The organism is Shewanella intestini, from assembly GCF_018221465.1.
In the GTDB taxonomy this organism is placed as follows: Bacteria; Pseudomonadota; Gammaproteobacteria; order Enterobacterales; family Shewanellaceae; genus Shewanella; species Shewanella intestini.
On the sequence record NZ_JAAIKR010000006.1, the window covers coordinates 53,713 to 74,840 of the forward strand.

15 protein-coding genes are annotated in these 21,128 nt (G+C 43.8%); 10 read left to right on the plus strand and 5 right to left on the minus strand.

Annotated features, from left to right (window positions below; genetic code table 11):
• Nucleotides 1-403: 403 nt before the first annotated feature.
• The gene (locus G3R48_RS08200; protein ID WP_153664357.1) at nucleotides 404-1,351 is read right to left on the minus strand and encodes a L,D-transpeptidase family protein; all 948 of its coding nucleotides are present in this window, start codon (nucleotides 1,349-1,351) and stop codon (nucleotides 404-406) included.
• A 297-nt stretch (nucleotides 1,352-1,648) separates the two neighbouring features.
• Nucleotides 1,649-2,575: an LpxL/LpxP family Kdo(2)-lipid IV(A) lauroyl/palmitoleoyl acyltransferase gene (gene lpxL / locus G3R48_RS08205; protein WP_212593283.1), complete on the minus strand. Its 927-nt coding sequence runs from the start codon at nucleotides 2,573-2,575 to the stop codon at nucleotides 1,649-1,651.
• Nucleotides 2,576-2,674: 99 nt separating this feature from the next.
• Here lpxL and hldE point away from each other — a divergent pair, with 99 nt between their 5' ends.
• From hldE to G3R48_RS08220, 3 genes are all read left to right on the plus strand, one after another.
• Nucleotides 2,675-4,102: a bifunctional D-glycero-beta-D-manno-heptose-7-phosphate kinase/D-glycero-beta-D-manno-heptose 1-phosphate adenylyltransferase HldE gene (hldE, locus tag G3R48_RS08210; protein ID WP_153664355.1), complete on the plus strand. Its 1,428-nt coding sequence runs from the start codon at nucleotides 2,675-2,677 to the stop codon at nucleotides 4,100-4,102.
• Complete coding sequence (locus G3R48_RS08215) at nucleotides 4,103-4,990, plus strand: hypothetical protein (protein ID WP_153664353.1); 888 nt, start codon at nucleotides 4,103-4,105, stop codon at nucleotides 4,988-4,990.
• Nucleotides 4,991-5,114: 124 nt separating this feature from the next.
• A complete protein-coding gene (locus G3R48_RS08220; protein ID WP_153664351.1) occupies nucleotides 5,115-5,576 on the plus strand; it encodes a TetR family transcriptional regulator in 462 nt (153 codons plus the stop codon).
• Nucleotides 5,577-5,778: 202 nt separating this feature from the next.
• On the opposite strand, the gene pntB is transcribed toward G3R48_RS08220, so the two are convergent.
• Nucleotides 5,779-7,266 carry a Re/Si-specific NAD(P)(+) transhydrogenase subunit beta gene (gene pntB / locus G3R48_RS08225; protein ID WP_212593274.1) on the minus strand — a complete coding sequence of 496 codons (1,488 nt, stop codon included), beginning with the start codon at nucleotides 7,264-7,266 and terminating at the stop codon, nucleotides 5,779-5,781.
• A gap of 11 nt (nucleotides 7,267-7,277) precedes the next feature.
• On the minus strand, nucleotides 7,278-8,804 hold the full coding sequence (locus tag G3R48_RS08230; protein WP_153664349.1) for a Re/Si-specific NAD(P)(+) transhydrogenase subunit alpha: 1,527 nt from the start codon (nucleotides 8,802-8,804) through the stop codon (nucleotides 7,278-7,280).
• A gap of 436 nt (nucleotides 8,805-9,240) precedes the next feature.
• Here G3R48_RS08230 and G3R48_RS08235 point away from each other — a divergent pair, with 436 nt between their 5' ends.
• From G3R48_RS08235 to G3R48_RS08250, 4 genes are all read left to right on the plus strand, one after another.
• Nucleotides 9,241-11,025, plus strand: a complete 1,785-nt coding sequence (locus G3R48_RS08235; RefSeq protein ID WP_153664347.1) for an assimilatory sulfite reductase (NADPH) flavoprotein subunit — start codon at nucleotides 9,241-9,243, stop codon at nucleotides 11,023-11,025.
• Nucleotides 11,026-11,223: 198 nt separating this feature from the next.
• The gene (gene cysI, locus G3R48_RS08240) at nucleotides 11,224-12,915 is read left to right on the plus strand and encodes an assimilatory sulfite reductase (NADPH) hemoprotein subunit (RefSeq protein WP_153664345.1); all 1,692 of its coding nucleotides are present in this window, start codon (nucleotides 11,224-11,226) and stop codon (nucleotides 12,913-12,915) included.
• Complete coding sequence (locus tag G3R48_RS08245) at nucleotides 12,908-13,759, plus strand: phosphoadenylyl-sulfate reductase (protein ID WP_153664343.1); 852 nt, start codon at nucleotides 12,908-12,910, stop codon at nucleotides 13,757-13,759. Before cysI ends, G3R48_RS08245 begins: the two co-directional genes overlap by 8 nt.
• A 738-nt stretch (nucleotides 13,760-14,497) precedes the next feature.
• Nucleotides 14,498-16,210, plus strand: a complete 1,713-nt coding sequence (locus tag G3R48_RS08250; RefSeq protein WP_153664341.1) for a hypothetical protein — start codon at nucleotides 14,498-14,500, stop codon at nucleotides 16,208-16,210.
• A 312-nt stretch (nucleotides 16,211-16,522) separates the two neighbouring features.
• Here the strand turns inward: G3R48_RS08250 and G3R48_RS08255 are convergent, their stop codons facing one another.
• On the minus strand, nucleotides 16,523-17,446 hold the full coding sequence (locus tag G3R48_RS08255) for a phospholipase A (protein ID WP_153664339.1): 924 nt from the start codon (nucleotides 17,444-17,446) through the stop codon (nucleotides 16,523-16,525).
• Nucleotides 17,447-17,772: 326 nt separating this feature from the next.
• Here G3R48_RS08255 and cobA point away from each other — a divergent pair, with 326 nt between their 5' ends.
• From cobA to cysN, 3 genes are all read left to right on the plus strand, one after another.
• Nucleotides 17,773-18,603: a uroporphyrinogen-III C-methyltransferase gene (gene cobA, locus G3R48_RS08260; protein WP_153664337.1), complete on the plus strand. Its 831-nt coding sequence runs from the start codon at nucleotides 17,773-17,775 to the stop codon at nucleotides 18,601-18,603.
• Nucleotides 18,604-18,688: 85 nt separating this feature from the next.
• Nucleotides 18,689-19,597 (plus strand): sulfate adenylyltransferase subunit CysD, encoded by a 909-nt coding sequence (cysD, locus tag G3R48_RS08265; protein WP_153664335.1) that lies wholly within the window; start codon nucleotides 18,689-18,691, stop codon nucleotides 19,595-19,597.
• An 82-nt stretch (nucleotides 19,598-19,679) separates the two neighbouring features.
• Nucleotides 19,680-21,125, plus strand: a complete 1,446-nt coding sequence (gene cysN / locus G3R48_RS08270; RefSeq protein WP_153664333.1) for a sulfate adenylyltransferase subunit CysN — start codon at nucleotides 19,680-19,682, stop codon at nucleotides 21,123-21,125.
• The last annotated feature ends 3 nt before the right edge of the window (nucleotides 21,126-21,128 follow it).

A 21,128-nucleotide genomic window follows, 5' to 3' on the forward strand; every position in this document is an offset into this window, starting at 1 on the left:
TAATGCTGACTTATGTGAGCGCCAATTAGGTGCCTGGCAACTCATCGGCTGAGAGGTGAGCGAGAATTGCCCCCGATTATCGCCATAAAAATGTCAGCTCATTACTTTAGTTGGTGATATTAAAGATAAGATGCGCGGCGCTAGGTAACCATTACAACGAAATAACGCTCGACACCAGATGACAAGCGTACGGTATCGATGTGGGCATAAAGAAGATGTGATGAACGAGCTTAGCGCGTTTAGTGTAAACATCACCGGGGCTGACATTTGGACGTTAGCGCAGACAATCCCATATTGTGTTAGCCGTACACAGACTTTCTGTCAATTTGCCATTCAAATAAAGCACATAAAAAAGGCTTTCATTACTGAAAGCCTTTTTTATGTTGCAGTGGCTATTTTGTGGTTATGGATTAATGCGAGTTGGCATTCCAGAACGTTGCTCAAGTAAGCGTTTAATCACAAACGAGTCGGTATCTGCATGGGCAATAAAGCGGGTCACTTTTTTATCGAGCTCGAGCATTGCTGGCGCGTCTGACTCAAATTCTTCTTGTGTGCGAGATAACGGTTGATGCACTTCTACATAACGGCCACCATCACTTTCTTGTGACACTTTGACAGGGCGATTAATAAATTCGACTCGGGTGCCAACAGGCACGGTTTCAAATAAACTTTTAATGTCATCATCGCGAAGGCGCACGCAGCCTTGGCTAACACGTAAACCAATACCAAAGTCGGCATTAGTGCCATGTAAGGCAAATAAGTTACCCACATATAACGCATATAAGCCCATTGGGTTATCAGGCCCTGCTGGCCAAACGTCAGGTAAGGTTTTGCCTTTTGCAGCATAAATGGCACGAGTGGTTTTAGTGGGTGTCCAAGTTGGGTTAGCGCGTTTACGGTGAACTTTGGTTACCCAATTTTCAGGGGTGTCACGGCCAACTTGGCCAATACCAATGGGGAGCACTCTGACAGTATTCGTCCCTTTTGGATAATAATACAGACGCATTTCGGCGATATTAACAATAATCCCTTCGCGTTTGGTGTCAGGTAAAATCAGTTGGTGAGGGATCACTAATGTGCTACCTACTGTAGGTAGAAAAGGGTCAACACCGGGGTTGGCTTCTAATAGGTTAGTTAGTCCTAACTGGAACTGTGCCGCAATATGTTCAAGGGTTAACTTGCCCTTTGGTACAACATAATATTGGTTTTCACCGACCACGCGGTTATCACCAGTTGGGAGTCGATATTCTATCGCTGTCGCGCTAATACTGATTAAGCATAAGCTGGCAACAATAACGGGGTGAACGATGGACTTTAATAATTGCGAACAAGAGGTGAACAACGTCTTCATGTATCAGCCTGATCCCTAAATAAAATAGTCGCCAATTGGCGATGGTATGAGCGAAAAAATGCGGTGAGTTCGGCATCGTCACCTATTGAGCATAAAAATTCAACTGTTTTAGTCTATTTCGCGGATGGACGATTAAAGCTTGATTGCTATCACTGGCTTAGCTCATCAGTTGTTGCTCGATGGCGCACAAAAATGTCGCCCTGTTGGTTAGCGCTTATACGCAAAGGGCGACGCATGATGTGTTTTAGGCGCTTTAATCGCCGTGTTAGTGGTAACTAAAAATACGCTAAGAGGCGGCTATTGATAAAGTGAGCCAGGTTTTTCTGGTGGCCGAGTTTTAAAGCGGCGATGTAACCACATGTATTGGCTACGATTCTTATCAATAAGTTGCTCAATAATCTTGTTGCCACGAATAGCATCATCGGTTTCATTGTCACCTGGAAAGTTGTCTAATGGTGGCATGATTTCAATGTTATAGCCGCTGTCACTTGAGTTACGCTCAACAAAAAAGGGTAATACTTTGGCGCGCCCTAGCTTCGCTAATGTGGTTGCTCCGGTAATCGTGGCGGCTTGTTCAACCCCAAAAAAAGGGATAAACACCGCACTAGAGGAACCAAAGTCTTGGTCGGCGGTATACCAAATCACATCAGGTTTTCTAAGCGATTTAACCATTTTGCGTAAATCACGTTTTGGCACTAAACCTTTATTAGAACGTAAACGGCCTTTTACCTGTAAGTATTCCATCACGGGATTATTATGCGGCCGATATACACCAATGCCGGGTTGGAATTGACCAAAAATCCGTGCGCCCATTTCTAGCGGTAAACAGTGCACGGCAAATAAAATTACCCCAGTGCCGTTATCAATACAATCGCTGACATGGTGTTGACCACTGATGGTCATATGGCGCTGAATTTTTTCATCGCTCCACCACCAGGCATTAACCGTGTCAAAAACAGCCTTGCCGGTTTCTTCAAAGTTTTTATCAAGCAGGTTTTGTTGTTGCTCAGCTGACAGGTTTGGAAAACACAGGCTTAAATTACGTTGCGCGGTTTTACTACGTCCTTTCGCGAGACGTTTTACCAGACGGCCTAATGCGCTACCCAGTTTCATTTGCCAGCGAAGTGGCAAAAATAAGGTTAAACGGACTAGGACAACAGCAAACCACATTAGCCAAAATTTGGGGTGGCATAGTTTGGCGGAAAATTGGGCTTTATCGACCACAAATAACTCATCTTGCAATTAAAATTATTCTTATTCTAACTCATTTCTATAGTAAAATTGGGTACAATAACCGTAATTTTTTTATAAAAGTGAATTCAAATGAAACTGACTCTCCCAGCTTTTGAAAAAGCCCGCGTACTAGTTGTTGGTGATGTAATGCTTGACCGCTATTGGGTTGGGCCCACTGAGAGAGTCTCGCCAGAAGCGCCTGTCCCTGTGGTCAATATTGATCAAATTGAAGATCGCCCCGGCGGCGCTGCCAATGTGGCTCTCAACATTGCAACCATGGGCGGTAAGGTGCAATTGGCGGGTCTTGTCGGTACTGATGACGCTGCAGCCTCGTTAACCACACAAGTGCAAGCGTTAGGCGTTGAGCCACAATGGCTAGCGGTGAAAGACAAGCCGACCATTACTAAATTACGGGTGATGTCGCGTCACCAGCAATTGATTCGTTTAGACTTTGAACAACCATTTAGTGCTCAAAGTAGTGAGGCATTGTTATCTCAAGCCAGTAACATGCTTAATGACGTTGCTGTCGCGGTGTTATCTGATTACGCCAAAGGCGCGATTGCTCATCCACAGGGTTTTATTCGCCAAGCTCGTGCTAAAGGCATTCCGGTATTGGTTGACCCTAAAGGTCATGACTTTGGTCGCTATCAAGGCGCAACGTTAATTACGCCAAACATGAGTGAGTTTGAAGCGGTGGTTGGCAAAGTTGAATCAGAAGCTGATTTAATTAATAAAGCCCAAGGCTTAATCGCACAGTTTGATTTTGAAGCCATGTTAGTGACTCGTTCAGAAAAAGGCATGACCTTAATTGTTAAAGACCAAGCTGAGCTGCACATTCCAACCGTTGCCCGTGAAGTCTATGACGTAACAGGTGCTGGTGATACGGTGGTTTCTGCTTTAGCCACCTCAATGGCGGCGGGCGCAAGCCTTGCTCAAGCTTGTGGGATTGCCAATACCGCTGCGGGGATTGTAGTGGGTAAACTTGGCACCTCTACTGTTAGCCGTATAGAGCTTATTGATGCCCTTAATCAACAAAATGGCGCAACAGGTTTTGGGGTGATGTCTGAAGATCAACTTGCTATTGCGATTAAGCAAGCCCAGCAACGTGGTGAGCGAGTGGTGATGACCAATGGGTGTTTTGATATTTTACATGCCGGTCATGTTAGCTATTTAAAACAAGCTCAAGACCTCGGCGATAGATTGATTGTGGCAGTTAATGATGACGACTCAGTTAAACGCTTAAAAGGCGAAACTAGACCGGTTAACTCACTTGAGCGCAGAATGGCGGTATTAGCTGGATTAGCTGCTGTTGATTGGGTTGTTCCGTTTACTGAAGATACCCCGCAACGCGTAATTGCTCGTTTACTGCCTGACTTATTAGTTAAAGGTGGAGATTATAAGGTTGAAGACATTGCCGGCGGTAAAGAGGTAATAGAGGCGGGCGGAGCAGTCAAAGTCTTAGGTTTTGAAGATGGTGTATCAACCACCGCTATCATTGAACAGATTATGGCAAAATAGTTGGCTGCTAATTGGCCTCGAGTGGTAATACTGATTGCGGCAAGCTGGTTAAGTTTGCCTGCAATTGCACAGCCCAAATGGGTTGCGGTTGACACTAAGCCTGTTGTTATTTGTCCTGTTACTGAGCTTGTGGCTTGTCTCAATGTTATTCCGGCCAATCTTCGGCCATTGGCGGCATTACAACCGCAAACCATTAGGCATAATTTAGGGCTAAAAACCGCTATGGTGCTGCATATTGGCCAAAGCGAACTATTTGGTATGGTGGTGTTTAATCAACAACAATCGCGTGAAAAAAGCGTGGTGATGATTGATTCAATTACTTATCAGCTGCCGCTATTGCAGCAAACGCAATTATCTATTTGGCACGAGCTAGGCCACTTACACAACATTGATTTACAAGGTAGTGTGCTGCCAACGCACTTATCGGCCTATCAGCATGAATGGTTAGCAGATATGTATTTATATTGGCGATTAGCTCAGCTTGAGAATGGTGAACAATTGGTGTGGCAGCAGTTGCATCGTCGCAATCTCGCTTTGATTAATCACCGCGACAACATTGGTCATTGGAGTGCACCACAATTACAGCGGTTACTGGCGCTATTTCCAAGTGAAAAAATGCAAACCTACACAAGTTATGCCCAATTTGTCGCCGATGCGTATCCACAAATGCCTAATTGGAATGATAGCGACTTAGCTGAGTTTGCTAGTTTAGTTCAGCGTACCTTTGCTGACCCGTTAGCAATGCCGTTGCCGCGTTATCTCTTTTGGCGCCAACCCGTGTTAATTTCGGTGCTGACACCGACCTTAAATACCTTGATGGGTGAGGGGCATACACGTCAATGGTTAGCGCAACAATTCGCCACGCCAGAGCAACACAAATCACTGTAAATGGTTAATATTGGTCAACTGTTCTGCAGTAAAGTTAAATACTGTTAACCTACTAAATATTCAGCGGATATTCCTTATGGGCTCTGGTATTCTCAGCGCAAAATTTGTTTGAGAGACCCATTGTATGGCCAAGCGTTCAAAAGCAGAAACGGAACATACCGTCAGCTGCATTTTAGATGAAGCCTTCAACCAAGTTTTGACAATTGGATTTGAAGCCATGTCTTACAGTACTCTTTCTGATGCGACGGGCATTAGCCGCACCGGAATTAGCCATCATTTTCCCCGCAAAACTGAATTTTTAGTTAAGTTAGATAAGCCCATTGGTGAGTACTTTGTTCAAGCGTTAGACTTTTCATCGCTGACCAAGCTTGATGCTTCTTGGAAGCGTGCTTTATCGATGCCAAAATTCTGTGCAGTGTTAACCTTATTTTTTAATTTATGCGGCAATGTTGAATCAGTGCAGGCCCACTGCAGTGTGATTGAAAAAGTCAAGTTTAACGCTAAAGCATTAGAGCTTGATGCAAATGATTGTATCGATAATTTATTAGGTTATAGCGCTAGGTATTTATTATCTTCACGTAGCTAATTTAGCATTATTAGCGGCATTAATATCAGTACGTTGAGTTTGCGCGCCATTATGACGAAGGCTTATGCATTTCATTTGCGAAGCTCACGCTAAAATTAGCGCCAGATCCGTGCTCAAATAAAGATAAAAAAATACCAGCCATCAGGCTGGTATTTTTGTTTCAAAACGCAGTTAACGTATTAAGTTTAATACAATTTAGCGATTACATTGCTTTTAAAATCGCTTCAACACTGTCTTTAGCATCACCAAATAGCATTTGGGTATTATCTTTAAAGAACAATGGGTTTTGAACCCCAGCATAGCCGGTATTCATTGAGCGTTTAAAGGCAATGACATTTTGCGCTTGCCATACTTCTAACACTGGCATACCTGCAATCGGACTGTTTGGATCTTCCATTGCAGCAGGGTTAACCGTGTCGTTAGCACCAATGACTAATACCGTATCTGTGTCAGAGAAATCATCATTGATTTCATCCATTTCTAATACCACGTCATAAGGCACTTTTGCTTCAGCAAGTAATACGTTCATGTGTCCTGGTAGACGCCCAGCAACAGGGTGAATACCAAAGCGCACAGTAATGCCCATGTCGCGCAGTTTCTTAGTGATTTCAGCTACCGGATACTGAGCTTGCGCTACTGCCATGCCGTAGCCTGGAGTGATAATAACTGAGCTTGATTGCTTTAGCATATCAGCGACATCTTCAGCGTTGGTTTCGCGGAACTCACCGACTTCTTCGTCACCCGTTGGTGCTGCGCCGTCATTACCAAAACCGCCAGCAATAACAGAAATGAACGAACGGTTCATTGCCTTACACATAATGTAAGATAAGATTGCTCCGCTAGAGCCTACAAGTGCCCCCACAACAATGAGCAGGTCATTGGATAACATGAATCCAGCCGCTGCTGCTGCCCAACCCGAGTATGAGTTAAGCATTGATACCACAACAGGCATATCTGCGCCGCCAATCGAGGCCACTAAGTGCCAACCAAAAGCAAAGGCAATTAACGTCATAATAATCACCGGTGTGTATGAACCACCTGATTGTACAAACATGACCATTAACGCTAATGACACCAACACGGCAATAAGGTTTAACTTATGACGATGCGGAAGCATTAATGCTTTTGACGGGATTAAGCCGCGTAACTTACCAAAGGCCACAACAGAACCTGTAAAGGTGACTGCGCCAATGAAGATACCTAAGAACACTTCCACTAAATGAATATTTAGCATTGCGCCAGTCATGTGCTCAGCGTGAGCAGGGGTTTGACTTGCTTGTTCAATAGCCACTTTAGCCGCGGCTAATGTGGCGTTGATATCATCGCCCATGGTGACAACCACTTCATTGACCGGCATGACATGCAGGTCAATAAAGCTGTTATAACCGACTAATACCGCGGCCATACCAACAAAACTATGCAGTACAGCAACCAACTCAGGCATTTCAGTCATTTCAACTTTCAATGCAAGGCGAATACCAATAGCGCCGCCAATAACCATTGCAAGAATGATCCATTGTACGCCACTTGTTTCAGGGTTAAGTATGGTTGCGCCTAACGCAATCACCATACCGATAATGCCAAATAAATTACCGTTTTTAGCTGTTTCTTGTTTCGATAACCCCGCTAAGCTGAGGATAAAGAACAATGCCGCAACGATATACGATGCTGTTACCAGTCCTTGAGACACAATAATACCCCTTAATCTTTACGGAACATCTTCAGCATGCGCTGAGTGACGGTGAATCCGCCAAAGATGTTGATACTAGCTATAAGTACGGCGACAAATGATAAAGCTGTCACCAAGGCCGAACCATGACCAATTTGCAATAATGCGCCCACAACGATGATCCCTGAAATCGCATTAGTGACCGACATTAATGGGGTATGCAATGAATGTGACACATTCCAAACCACGTAATAACCCACAACACAAGAAAGCACAAACACGGTGAAGTGAGACAAGAACTCAGCAGGTGCAACTTGGGCAATCATGGCAAAGGCCACAAGACCTGCAGCGCCTAAAATGTATTTCAATTTAGACGGCGCTTTTTCTTCAACGACTTTAGCTTGTACAGGTTGCGCGGGCTTTTGCGGCGCAGCAGACACTGAAATAGCTGGCGGCGGGAAGGTGATGTCGCCATCGCGAGTCACGGTCATATTACGCATAACCACGTCATCAAAATCGAGCGTGGCATTGCCGTCTTTTTCTTTACACATTAACTTCATTAAGTTAACTAAGTTAGTGCCGTAAAGTTGCGATGATTGTGCAGGTAGACGACCGGGTAAATCGGTATAACCTAAAATCTTAACACCATTATCGGTCACGATTTTCTCGCCTGTAACGGTATATTCGCAGTTACCACCGGTGGCGGCGGCTAAATCAACAATCACAGAGCCCGCTTTCATGCTATCCACCATTTCTTTGGTAATAAGCTTAGGCGCTGGGCGACCTGGAATAAGTGCGGTAGTGATGATAATGTCGACTTCTTTTGCTTGTTCAGCAAAAAGCGCCATTTCAGCGGCAATAAACTCATCTGACATGACTTTAGCGTAGCCATCAGATGACCCGCCTTCTTCATTATCAAACTCAAGCTTTAAGAACTCACCGCCCATTGATTCAATTTGTTCAGCGACTTCAAGACGAGTATCAAATGCACGGACAATCGCCCCAAGTGATCCCGCAGCGCCAATGGCGGCCAAACCCGCAACACCGGCACCAATCACCAATACTTTGGCTGGTGGCACTTTACCTGCCGCAGTAATTTGTCCAGTAAAAAAGCGGCCAAATTCATGTGCCGACTCTACAACCGCACGGTAACCACCAATGTTAGCCATTGACGACAAGGCATCTAATGATTGTGCACGTGAAATACGTGGCACCATGTCCATGGCCATTACGGTGATATTTTTTTGAGCCAGTTTTTCAACTAACTCTGGGTTTTGGGCTGGCCAAATGAAGCTGACTAGGGTCGTGCCGGCGTTCATTTTGTCAATTTCTTCGTCGCTAGGCGCGTTAACTTTAAAAATAAAATCCGCTTGATACGCGCTTTCTACGACGTTTGCTCCAGCAGCCTCAAATGCAGCATCATCAAAGCTAGACAGATTGCCTGCTGCTTTTTCTATGACTACATCAAAGCCGAGTTTTTGTAGCTGTATCACGGTAGCCGGCGTCGCAGCGACGCGGGTTTCACCCTCGATACTTTCTCTCGGTATTCCAATCTGCATGACTGTTCCCTGATGATTAATAAAAAGGCCAGTGTCTGAACATAATTCAGCATAGGTACATTATTTGCACACCAATATTTAGGTCGTGAAACATGGTGTGACTTACGCATCAATATAAAAAAGTATTTGTGCTTTGGTTCTAATTTAAATACCTGTTTGTGATGACGATTGTGCTTTTAAAGCGGTTAACGTTGTACATGTTCAATCAATAAGCTTCTTAGCTTGAAGCATTATCTATAACGGTGACAAGCCCTACCAGAATAAAAAGTTGTTTTGCGCCACGTATTTTATAAAAACTTTAACTAGGCCACACTTTTGTAGCGTAAAAAATATTTTTTGCATATTCCATAAAGGAATAAAGAATTATCTTTTATTCTTTTTTGCTAGGTTAGATGGCGAGTAAGCTATTGGCATTATTATAAAATAAGGCCGCCCTATGTTGTTAAAAGAACTTTCCGCTTTAGCCTCTCCCTTATCTCAAGGACAAGTTGAAAAGCTAAAGCAACTCACCGCACAATTAACCCCAGTTCAACAAGCTTGGGTAAGCGGTTATCTTGCTGCTAATGCCAACCAAGCAAACGCGGATGTTAATTTGCCCCAAGCAGACAGCAGTCCCACTCTTACCATTCTTTATGGCAGCCAAACGGGTAATGGTCACGGTATTGCGCAATCGTTGGCTGAAAAAGCCCAGTCACAAGGTTACGCGGTGAACTTAAGCTCAATGGGAGACTATAACGTTCGCCAATTGAAACAAGAGTCGTTATTGCTGCTTGTGGTCAGCACACATGGTGAAGGTGAAGCACCAGATGATGCGATTGAATTACATCAATTTTTAGCCTCAAAACGTGCCCCAAAACTCGAGCAACTGCATTTTTCAGTTTTGGCCTTAGGTGACTCAAGTTACGAATTTTTTTGCCAAACAGGTAAAGATTTTGACCAGCGTTTACGCGCGTTAGGTGCTAATGCGTTAACTGAGCTGATTGAGTGTGATGTGGACTATGAAGAGCAAGCGCAGCAATGGCAAACCCAAGTTATCGATGCGGTGAAACCATTACTACAGACATCTAGCGCCAGTGTGGTGCCGATTTCACAAGCGCAAAGTGCAACCAGCCAATATAGCAAACAAGCCCCATATACGGCTGAAATTCTTGTGAGCCAAAAGCTGACCGGGCGAGATTCTGATCGTGACGTGCGCCATGTTGAAATCGATTTAGCTGACTCGGGGATTCAATACCAAGTCGGCGATGCATTAGGTATCTGGTTTAGCAATAACCCGCAACTGGTCAATGAAGTGCTGACAAGCCTAAGCTTAAGTGGCGATGAACAAGTACAAGTTAAAAACGCGTCAATGACACTGCGTGATGCACTGCTGAACGTGAAAGAACTGACTCAGCTTTATCCCGGCTTTATCGAGCAATGGGCGCAATTAAGTGCAGATAACAATTTATTAGCCCTTATTGAAGATAAAGTGCAAACGCGCCAGTTTATGCTTAAGCATCAAGTGGTGGATTTAATTCAATCTAGCCCTGCAAGTACCACCGCTCAAGCATTTGTTGACTTGTTACGTCCACTGACTCCGCGGTTATATTCCATCGCCTCTAGCCAAGCTGAAGTTGATACCGAAGTGCACTTAACGGTGGCCTTAGTTGAGGATGAACGTCAAGGCCAAGCTCGCTTTGGCGGGGCGTCGCACTTTTTAGCTTCAGCAACCGAAGGCCAACAAGTGAAAGTCTATGTTGAACCTAACAAGCATTTCCGCTTACCAGAAAACCCAGACACCGATGTCATTATGATTGGCCCCGGTACGGGAGTTGCGCCCTTTAGAGCCTTTATGCAACAACGCAGTGTTGATGGTGCAAGCGGCAATAATTGGTTGTTCTTTGGTAATCCACATTTTGAACAAGATTTTCTATACCAAACTGAATGGCAGCAATACCTCAAAAATGGGGAATTAAACCAATTAGATGTGGCGTTTTCACGCGATCAAGCTGACAAAGTTTACGTTCAGCACCGCATTACTGAGCAAGGCGCTCAAATTTGGCAATGGTTACAAGATGGTGCGCATTTGTATATCTGTGGTGACGCCGAGCGCATGGCTAAAGACGTGCATCAAGCACTCATTGATGTTGCCCAGTTGCACGGTGCGCTCAGTGCAGACGACGCAGCAGCCTATTTAGATACGCTGCGTGCCGATAAACGTTATCAAAAAGACGTCTACTAAGTGTGCTACGCCCTGTTTATCTTGTGTTTTGCATCGCGTAAATCGATATAACCTGCGACCTAGCCACAGTGCTTAGGTGATGAGTGTAAAACAATGATTGAGATAAACAGGCAATCAATAAAGCATCAAATTTTTCGTTACTTAGACAACATAAAAAATAACGTCAGCAAAGTAACTTACCCTGTTTAGAGGTGTGACATGAGCGAGCAAAAGTTAGCAGTAAATGAATATTTAAAAACCGACAGTGATTTTTTGCGCGGTACGATTAAAGAAGGGCTGGCCACCCAAGTCACCGGATCATTTTGCGAAGGCGACCAACAGCTAATTAAATTTCATGGTTTTTACCAACAAGATGACCGCGACTTACGTAATGAGCGTAAAGCGCAAAAACTTGAGCCGCTGCACAGCTTTATGTTGCGCGCACGTGTGCCAGGCGGGGTATGTACGCCACAACAATGGTTAGACGTTGACCGTATCTCGTCAACCTTAACCACTTCAAACAGTATTCGATTAACTACGCGTCAAACCTTTCAATACCATGGGATTCCTAAGCGTAACTTAAAAACCTTAATCCAAGGGTTAGACCAAACTGCGCTCGACTCTATCGCAGCTTGTGGTGACGTTAACCGTAACGTGATGTGTAATCCAAATCCGGTGCAGTCTCAGTTACATCAGCAAGCTTATCAAGTAGCGAAAGAACTTTCTGATCATTTGCTGCCACACACTCATGCCTATGCTGAAATTTGGTTAGATAAAGATAAATTAGTTGATACCCAAACGCGTGAGCCGGTTTATGGTCATACGTATTTGCCTCGTAAATTTAAAATGGCAGTTGCAGTGCCACCAGATAACGATGTGGATGTTTACACCAATGATCTGGGGTTAATTGCTATTGCACAAGACGGTGAGCTAGTCGGTTTTAATTTAACCGCCGGCGGCGGTATGGGGTCAACTCATGGTGACGTAGAAACCTTTCCGCGTTTAGCTGACAACTTGGGCTTTATTTATACTAAAGATGTGATTAAATTCGCCGAAGCGATTATGAAAATCCAACGTGATTGGGGCAACCGTGTTAATCGTCGCCGCGCACGTTTGAAGTACACGATTGTTGATAACGGCTTTGACAAATTTAAAGCTGAAGTAGAAAGCCGTGCAGGTGTTAAGTTTGAACCGATGCGTGAAGCTGTTATTGGCGACCGCGGTGACCGTTATGGCTGGGTTGAAGGGATTGACGGTAAATGGCATTTAACGCTGTATATCGAAAGCGGCCGCATTAAAGATGTCGAAGGAAAAATGCTACAAACTGGGTTACGTGAAATTGCCAAAGTACATAAAGGCGATTTTCGTATGACCTCAAACCAAAATATGATCATCGCAGGGGTAGATGCCGCCGACAAAGATCAAATAGAAGGGTTAGCGCGTCAGCATGGATTCTTTGGGAAAGTGATCAGCCAAACTCGTGGCCACTCTATTGCCTGTGTTGCATTGCCCACATGCCCATTAGCCATGGCTGAAGCAGAACGTTACTTCCCTGACTTTATTGACCATGTTGACCGTTTGCAGCAAAAACACGGCATTGCGGAGCAAGCCATCGTTGTCCGCATGACCGGTTGCCCTAATGGTTGTGCACGACCATTTGCCGCTGAAATTGGTTTAGTCGGAAAAGCGCCTGGGCGTTATAATTTATATTTAGGTGCCAGTTTTGAAGGCACTCGACTTAATAAAATGCACAAAGAAAACATTCAAGAAGCTGAAATATTGTCCGAACTGGATCAGTTATTTGAACAATATGCACAGCAACGAAATGCAGGTGAAACATTCGGCAACTTTACGGTTCGCACCGGTATCGTTAAGGCCGTACACGACGCCGCTAAGGATTTTCATGGTTAATCAGCTCAGTGCAACACCAGCGCAAACAGCGTCTCAAACAGAAGAAGCAGCTCCAGCTAGCGCAACTTTACGCGCATCATTAGCTGCGCAATCCGTTGAGGCATTAATCACTCCCGAGCAGCTATTAGCACTGCTTGATGCTACGCCAGAGCAGCAAGCAACAGAGCTTGAACGTATTAATGCTTTTTTGTCAGGGTTGAGCGCGCAAGAGCGAATGATTTGGGCAATGGCATTTTTACCCGCTGAGCAAGCGCTATCATCAAGCTTTGGCATTCAAGCAGCGGTCATGCTGCATATGGTGACGCAAGTTAACCCTGATATTGCGATTATCTTAACGGACACCGGTTACTTGTTTGCTGAAACCTATCAGTTTATTGACCAGCTCACGCAAAGGTTAACACTTAACTTGAAGGTATACCGTGCCCAGCACAGCCCGCAATGGCAAGAAGCACGCTACGGTAAATTATGGCAGCAAGGTTTAGCCGAGCTTGAACAATATAACCGCATCAACAAAGTTGAACCGATGCAGCGAGCATTGGAAGAGTTAGCCGTTGGGACATGGTTTGCCGGGTTGCGTAGAAGCCAATCTAGTACTCGAGAAGCGTTGCCGATATTAGCTATTCACGGTAAGCGCTTTAAAATATTGCCCATTATTGATTGGAGCAATAAAGACGTACATGAATACCTTGTTGAGCATCAATTGCCTTATCACCCATTATGGGAGCAAGGTTATGTGTCTGTTGGCGACACGCATTCATCTAAGCCGTTAGAGGTCGGGATGAGTGAAGAGGACAGCCGCTTTAACGGTATGAAGCGTGAATGTGGATTGCACCTAGAAATCTAATTAATACTAAAGAATGAGTTTTGGGTTTAATCATCAACAGGGCCTCGACTGTCATCAAAGTGTCATCTCAGATTAATATGCTAAAACCTATTAACTAAGTATACATTTTGGTGTTTTAAATAGTTATTAACAGAATATTTAGCTAGAGTCAGTCGTTTGAATGAATTTTTGTTAAAAAATCATGCAAATTAATTGAAGCTAGTCTAAATTAAGAAGTTCCCGTAGATGGTTTTTGTCGATACTTTTTAAGGTTGTTTTTGCAACCTAAGTCCCTCCAAAAACCTGCTCGCATCCACGAGCACTCTGATTGACTTGTTAGCGTATAAGCAATCATATCCGTCATCCCCAGCAAAACGTTTGTTTTGCTGGGGATTTCACGTTTTAAACCCGCATGTTTTCTTCGTCAACATTCAGTTAACCCGCTTATTAGCGCTGTGCTACGTCATTATTGTCATTAATGATGAAAATGTTGACGAGCTTGTTGTATGAGTGTGAATGCTTTTCAAGCATTCATTCCTGCCAAGATGATAAGCACAAATTTTACGCGCACAGGCTTAAATTGCGCTAGGTAATTGCTTGGGTTTAGTTCACAATAGTTTTAATTTAAAGCGTAGATAAATAGCTGTTTTACTATGTTTTTATGTTTTTTTCGCGGTTATAGTATTGCGTTATTCGTTTAAGAAACACCTATTGATACGCCACTTTGATTGTCGCGGTCGATTTTTTGGAGAGTAGATAATGAACAAGTTTTTCGTCAGCGCAGGTTTGGTGACTGTTGCCGCTGCTGGGTACGTTGCTATGAATGAGTCATCGCAAGTCGCAGCCGATAGTATATTAGCTAATGTCCCTGCAGACACGGTGTTTTTTAGTGGTCAGCTAAAGCCATTTCCAATTAAGAATTACTTATTATCGACTTCAAAAAACTACCAGCAACAAGATGCTAAACCTTTACCCCTTGAAAAAGACAGTCCGTTGTTGATTGAGCCTTTTACCATCAGCTTGCTTAATCATGTGATGAGCTTAGCGCACCAACCTGAAAAACTATTAGCCTCATTCGGCCTAGCGGACGAAATGAAAAGCTACGCTTACTTCATTGGCGCGTTACCGGTCGTTAAAATTGAAGTGGCCGATGCCAAGGCATTTTGGGGACAAATTGATAACGCGGAAGCGCAAAGTGGCGTGAAACATCAGCAAGGCGAACTTGACGGCCAAGCCTTCCGCTCATATGCCATTATTGCGCCGCAACAAGGACAAAGCTTCGATCTGGTGATTGCCGAGCATAATGGCTGGTTTACTTTTACGGTTAAAACATCGCTAATTGATGACGAGTTTACCGCGCAAGCGCTTGGGGCTCGTAAGGTGACTCACCCCATCACTGAAACGTCATTATTGACAGATATTTTTAAGCGCCACGGTTTTGTCAAAGACGCGCTCAGCTTTTTCAATCATAAAGCATTAGTGGCAGGGCTGACCACGCAAGATGGCAACACCCTTGCTAAGCAGTTAGCCAAGTTAGAGCAGTGGCAAAACAATCAAGACGTGCAGTTACTGCAAACCCCTGTGTGTCATCAAGAACTCACCTCTATTAGTGATAATTGGCCGATGACAGTGATGGGCTTTAACCAGCTTGATATCAGCGCTAACTACAGCAAAATAGGCAATCAATTAGTCGTTGAGTCTAAAAATGCCCCCATTTTGGCGGCGTTAAATAAATTACGCGGCTTTGTGCCGTCTATTGATGAAAACAGCAACTTGTTCAGCTTTGCGTTGGGTAGCGACGTGGGCAAGCTATCTTCTTCACTGAGTGCGATATGGACAGAGCTACAAGCGCCGAGTTACCAATGTGCGCCACTGGCGGAGTTACAACAAGAACTTACCAGCCAAAACCCAATGATGCTTGGCATGATGACCAGCATGGCTGATGGTGTTAAAGGAGTGAGTGTTGCGGTTAATGGCTATCAATTATCTGAGCAACACGGTGAGCCTAAAGTAGATAACCTTGATGCCGTTGTGGCGATTAGCGCTGAAGATCCACACGCATTATTGAGTTTGGCTGCACCATTGTATCCACCATTAGCACAGCTAAATTTAACGGCTGATTCTGCGCCTGTTGATGTGTCTTCGTTATTAATGCTGCCACCTGAATACGGCATTAAGGCCAAACTTGCCATTAAAGGCCAACATTTAGTGTTGTTTAGTGGCGACAAAGGCGAGGCAATGGCAAATGCATTAGGTAAACAAAAACTCAGTACTAATGGCTTAGTATCAACCCATGTTGATTACGTTAAAGCACTGAGTCCGTTATTTGATTTTATTGAGCAAAGTGGTGAATCCATTCCGCCAGAATTGAAAATGTTTGAGGGCAATAATATTAAAATTGGCGCTGATTTCGACATTAACTCACAAGGACTGATATTAAGTACACAAATGACTTACGGTGATAAAAATTAACTCAGTTAGTTGCTTAACTGAGTGAGCTTGCGCTTAAAAGAGCGTTTGAGATAACCTGCACCAAACGCCAATAGAATTAACTATTGGCGTTTTTTATGGCCAAAACATGCTTTATTTATCAGTCAAAGCGCTTGAAAGCAGATAATGCGGCAAGAAATGATGAAAAACCAAGTGGCTTGAAAAATGAAAACGGCAATCACTTTTAATTAGTTTTTGCCGTTTTTTTGTCGATGATTGTAATAAATCTAGTTGTAATAAACCTAGTTGTAATAAATCTAGTTGTAATAAATCTAGTTGTACGAAACCTAGCTATTACAGAATGTCGTTTAATGCCAAACCAATACCAAAGCGTTGGTTATGATGGTTGTAATCAATCAAGCTTTCACCGTAACCATTAAAGTATTGCGTATATATTCGTAAGTTGCCCATAATGGGGTAACTCCAGGTCAGCTCAACCGCGCCGCGATTTTCGCTGGTAGATAAGTTATTACGCAATAACATGGTAAAACGGTGGTCATCTAACCCGTAAACAGAGGTGATTTCAACATTACCCATGTAATCGTTAATATCAGGATTATCATCGCCACGAGGATCATTGGGGCTGGTTTTTTCATCTTCAGGTAAGCGCCACCAAGCTTTAAATCCTATTGCAAATGGGCCTTTATCAAACACCATACTTGCATACAGACGATTCCAACTACGCGACAATAAACTGGCTTGGCCATTGGATTGATGGGATGCACCAACGCCCCAGAACGAGTTGGTTAATCCAGCCACTTTCCAGTCGTTATTAAATAATAAAAACATTTCCGGTTCATGATTGGTTTCTCTAAAAGGCGAAGACACGTCTTTGTTATATACCTGCCAATATGATTGGTTGGTATATGAAAAAAATAAATGACCATTGTCACCAAATATGTTGTACCACAAAGGGAATTTAAAGCTGACTTGAAACTTAGCTTCCACCTGATCTATTTCACCCACTTCATCAGGATACATATCTTCAAAAGGTTGTGAATGAGTACGCGTTTGATACGTAGCAGGTAAAATATAGTTGGCTTTATGCGGCGTGATAACAAATGCATGGTTTGAGGTTTCAAGTTCATCCTTTACCCGCTGCTCTAATAATGAATCATCTGCAAAGGTGTTACCGCTAATGAAGCAAAATATGCCAGTTAATAGACAACATGCATAAGAAGAAATGGAGTTTTTTTTACGATTTGGCGTTTTTTTCATTATGTATTCATCATCTTGGTGTTGTGTTTTTGTTCATTCATTGTTATCAAAAAAGAATTGCTTTGTCGAATAAATGTATGTAACAAAGTGAACTCGTCATTTTTGCACTTATACAAGCAAAAACAGCCTCGAAAACAAGCCAATGACGGCGAATGTTTAACCGAATTCACTCGCTGTTATTTCTTTATTGGTTGATCCGTCATTGCAACTTATCACTCGTTCATTTCTCTATATTCAAAAAAGTTATAAAAACTAACTATTAACTATTATATATGGAATATGTAAGCCGCTATATTTAATCAACATTAACGAGTATGGACAGTGCAATGGAATTGGTCTCAATCCCTAATCAAGGACAAAAAGGCAAGGTTTGGCTTATTGGAGCAGGTCCAGGTGATGTTGATCTGTTGACCATCAAAGCCTATCGGCAACTTAAACAAGCCGATACCGTGCTGTTTGATGCATTGGTTAGTCCTGAGATTTTAGCGTTGATCCCAGAGCATGTTGAAAAGATAGCCGTAGGCAAGCGCGCCGGTAAGCATAGCGCTAGCCAAGATCAAATTAATCAATTGCTTGTTACTAAAGCTTATACCCGTAAAAACGTGGTGCGTTTAAAAGGCGGTGACCCGTTTATTTTTGGCCGCGGCGGTGAAGAGTTACAAACTTTAGTGGCTGCAGGCGTGCAATTTGAAGTCATCCCCGGCATTACTGCTGCTAGCGGCGCATCTGCCTATGCAGGCATTCCATTAACCCATCGCGATTATGCCCAAGGCGTGACCTTTATGACAGGTCATTGCCAACTTGAGAATCGCCCGATGGATTGGCAAAGTTATGCTAATAAAGACAATACCTTAGTGGTTTATATGGGGGTGTTAAACGCCAACATAATAAGCCAAGGCTTAATGGAGGCAGGTCGTAGCGGTACTACGCCAGTAGCCATTGTGTCGCAAGCAACAACCCCGCATCAACAATGCTTTATTGGCAAGCTTAGTGAGCTTGATCAATTAGCACGTTTGCCGCAATTGAAAATGCCAGCATTAATGATCATTGGTGAAGTGGTGTCGTTGGCTGACAGTTTGAATTGGTTTAACCCGCAAGCAGATGAGCAGCTTAATCAAACCCATGATCAACCGCAGCGCACCATGAAGGCGAACTAACCTAATACAACAGCATCATTTAAATAATCAGTTTGATATTACCGGCTCAACACATTGAGCAAGATAACATATATGGAGAGTAATCATGGCGAGTCGTTCATTAAGCCACTTACAACAGTTGGAAGCTGAAAGCATTCAAATCATTCGCGAAGTGGCAGCTGAGTTTGATAACCCAGTTATGCTGTACTCTATCGGCAAAGACTCGTCAGTGATGCTGCACTTAGCTCGGAAAGCATTTTACCCGGGTAAAATTCCATTCCCGTTATTGCATGTCGACACCGGCTGGAAATTCAAAGAAATGATCCAGTTTCGTGACGCTCAAGCCAAAGCGTTTGGGTTTGAGTTATTAACTCACACCAACCAAGAGGGTGTAGAACAAGGTGTTGGCCCATTTACCCACGGCAGCGCTAAACATACCGACATCATGAAAACCCAAAGTTTAAAGCAAGCGTTAAACAAATACGGCTTTGACGCAGCTTTTGGCGGTGCTCGTCGTGACGAAGAGAAGTCACGCGCAAAAGAGCGCGTGTATTCGTTTCGCGATAAACATCACCGTTGGGATCCGAAAAACCAACGCCCAGAATTATGGCGCACCTACAATGGCGCAGTAAATAAGGGCGAGAGTATTCGAGTATTCCCATTATCAAATTGGACCGAATTAGATATTTGGCAATATATCTACCAAGAGAACATTGAATTAGTGCCATTGTATTTTGCCGCCGATCGTCAAGTGGTTAACAAAGGCGGGCAATTGATTTTAAAAGACGACGAGCGCATGCCAATTGAAGCAGGCGAGCAAGTCACAACTCAGCGCGTTCGATTTAGAACACTAGGCTGTTATCCATTAACGGCAGCGATGCCAAGTGAAGCGGATGATTTAGAAAAAATCATCGAAGAGATGTTATTGACCCGTTCAAGTGAGCGTCAAGGCAGGCTGATTGATTCTGACCAATCTGCCTCAATGGAGCAGAAAAAACGCCAAGGTTATTTCTAACCCATGACATGTAGGCTGACAGCTAAAAGCAGCCGCACTTAACGTAATCATTAATATGACCATCTTCAATACGGTGAATAACATGAACCAAGCACTGAATAACACCACCCGTCTAGCCGCCGAAATCGAACAACACGGCGTGAAACAATATTTAGCCTTACAACAAAATAAAGGTTTATTGCGCTTTTTAACCTGTGGCAGTGTCGATGACGGTAAATCGACCTTAATAGGGCGTCTATTACACGACAGCGCGCAAATTTACGAAGATCAATTAGCCAGCCTAAAAAGCGATAGTGCCAAAATGGGGACAACAGGCGAAGCGATTGACTTAGCGTTGTTAGTTGACGGCTTACAAGCTGAGCGTGAACAAGGCATCACCATTGATGTGGCCTATCGTTACTTCTCCAGTGAAAAGCGCAAATTCATTATTGCTGACACCCCTGGTCACGAACAATACACCCGTAATATGGCTACAGGTGCATCAACCTGTGAACTGGCGGTTATCTTAGTTGATGCTCGTTACGGCGTGCAGACTCAAACCAAACGCCACGCCTTTATTGCCTCGTTATTGGGCATTCGCCACTTTGTGGTGGCGGTGAATAAAATGGATTTAGTGGGTTTTGAACAAGCCACATTTGACAATATTAGCCAAGAATTCGCCGAGTTCGTCAAAGACTTTGGCGACCTTGATATTCACTATGTGCCGCTGTCAGCATTAAATGGCGACAACGTGGTTAATAAAAGTGAGCAAGGTAGTTGGTACCAAGGTAAAACGTTATTGGAATTACTTGAAAGTATTGATACTCAACGTGAATTATCACAACAAGCGGTGCGTTTTCCGGTGCAATATGTTCAGCGACCTAACCTCGATTTCCGTGGTTTTTCAGGTACGTTGGCATCAGGCATTATTGATGTGGGCGATGAAGTGGTGGCGCTGCCATCAAACAAGCGCAGCAAAATTGCACGCATTGTGACCTTTGATGGTGACATAGCGCAAGCTATTCCGGGACAAGCGGTTACGTTGACCCTTGAAGATGAAATTGATATTTCACGTGGCGATCTTATTGCCAAGGTGGGCAACGAGCCCAGTGTCGCCAACAAGCTCAGCGTTGACTTAGTTTGGATGGACGAAAAGCCATTGGCCGTTGGGCAAATGTACGACTTAAAAGTGGCTGGCAAGAAAACCCAAACCATTGTCAGTGCCATTGAGTATGTCACCGACGTCAACACCTTAGACAAAAGTCAAGCAACCAGCTTACCCCTTAATAGCATTGCGCGGGTGCAATTAGAGCTCACGGAATCTATCGTGGTTGACCCTTACACCGTTAACCGTGACACCGGTGGACTCATTTTAATTGACCGACTCAGTAACGTGACCGTTGCCGCCGCTATGGTCGTGAGTGCAAGTGTGCAACAAGATAGCGCCTGCAACAGTGAGTTTAGTGAATTTGAACTTGAGCTAAATGCCTTGGTTCGTAAGCATTTTCCTCATTGGAATGCCCGCGACTTGAGCTTACTTGGCAAATAATTG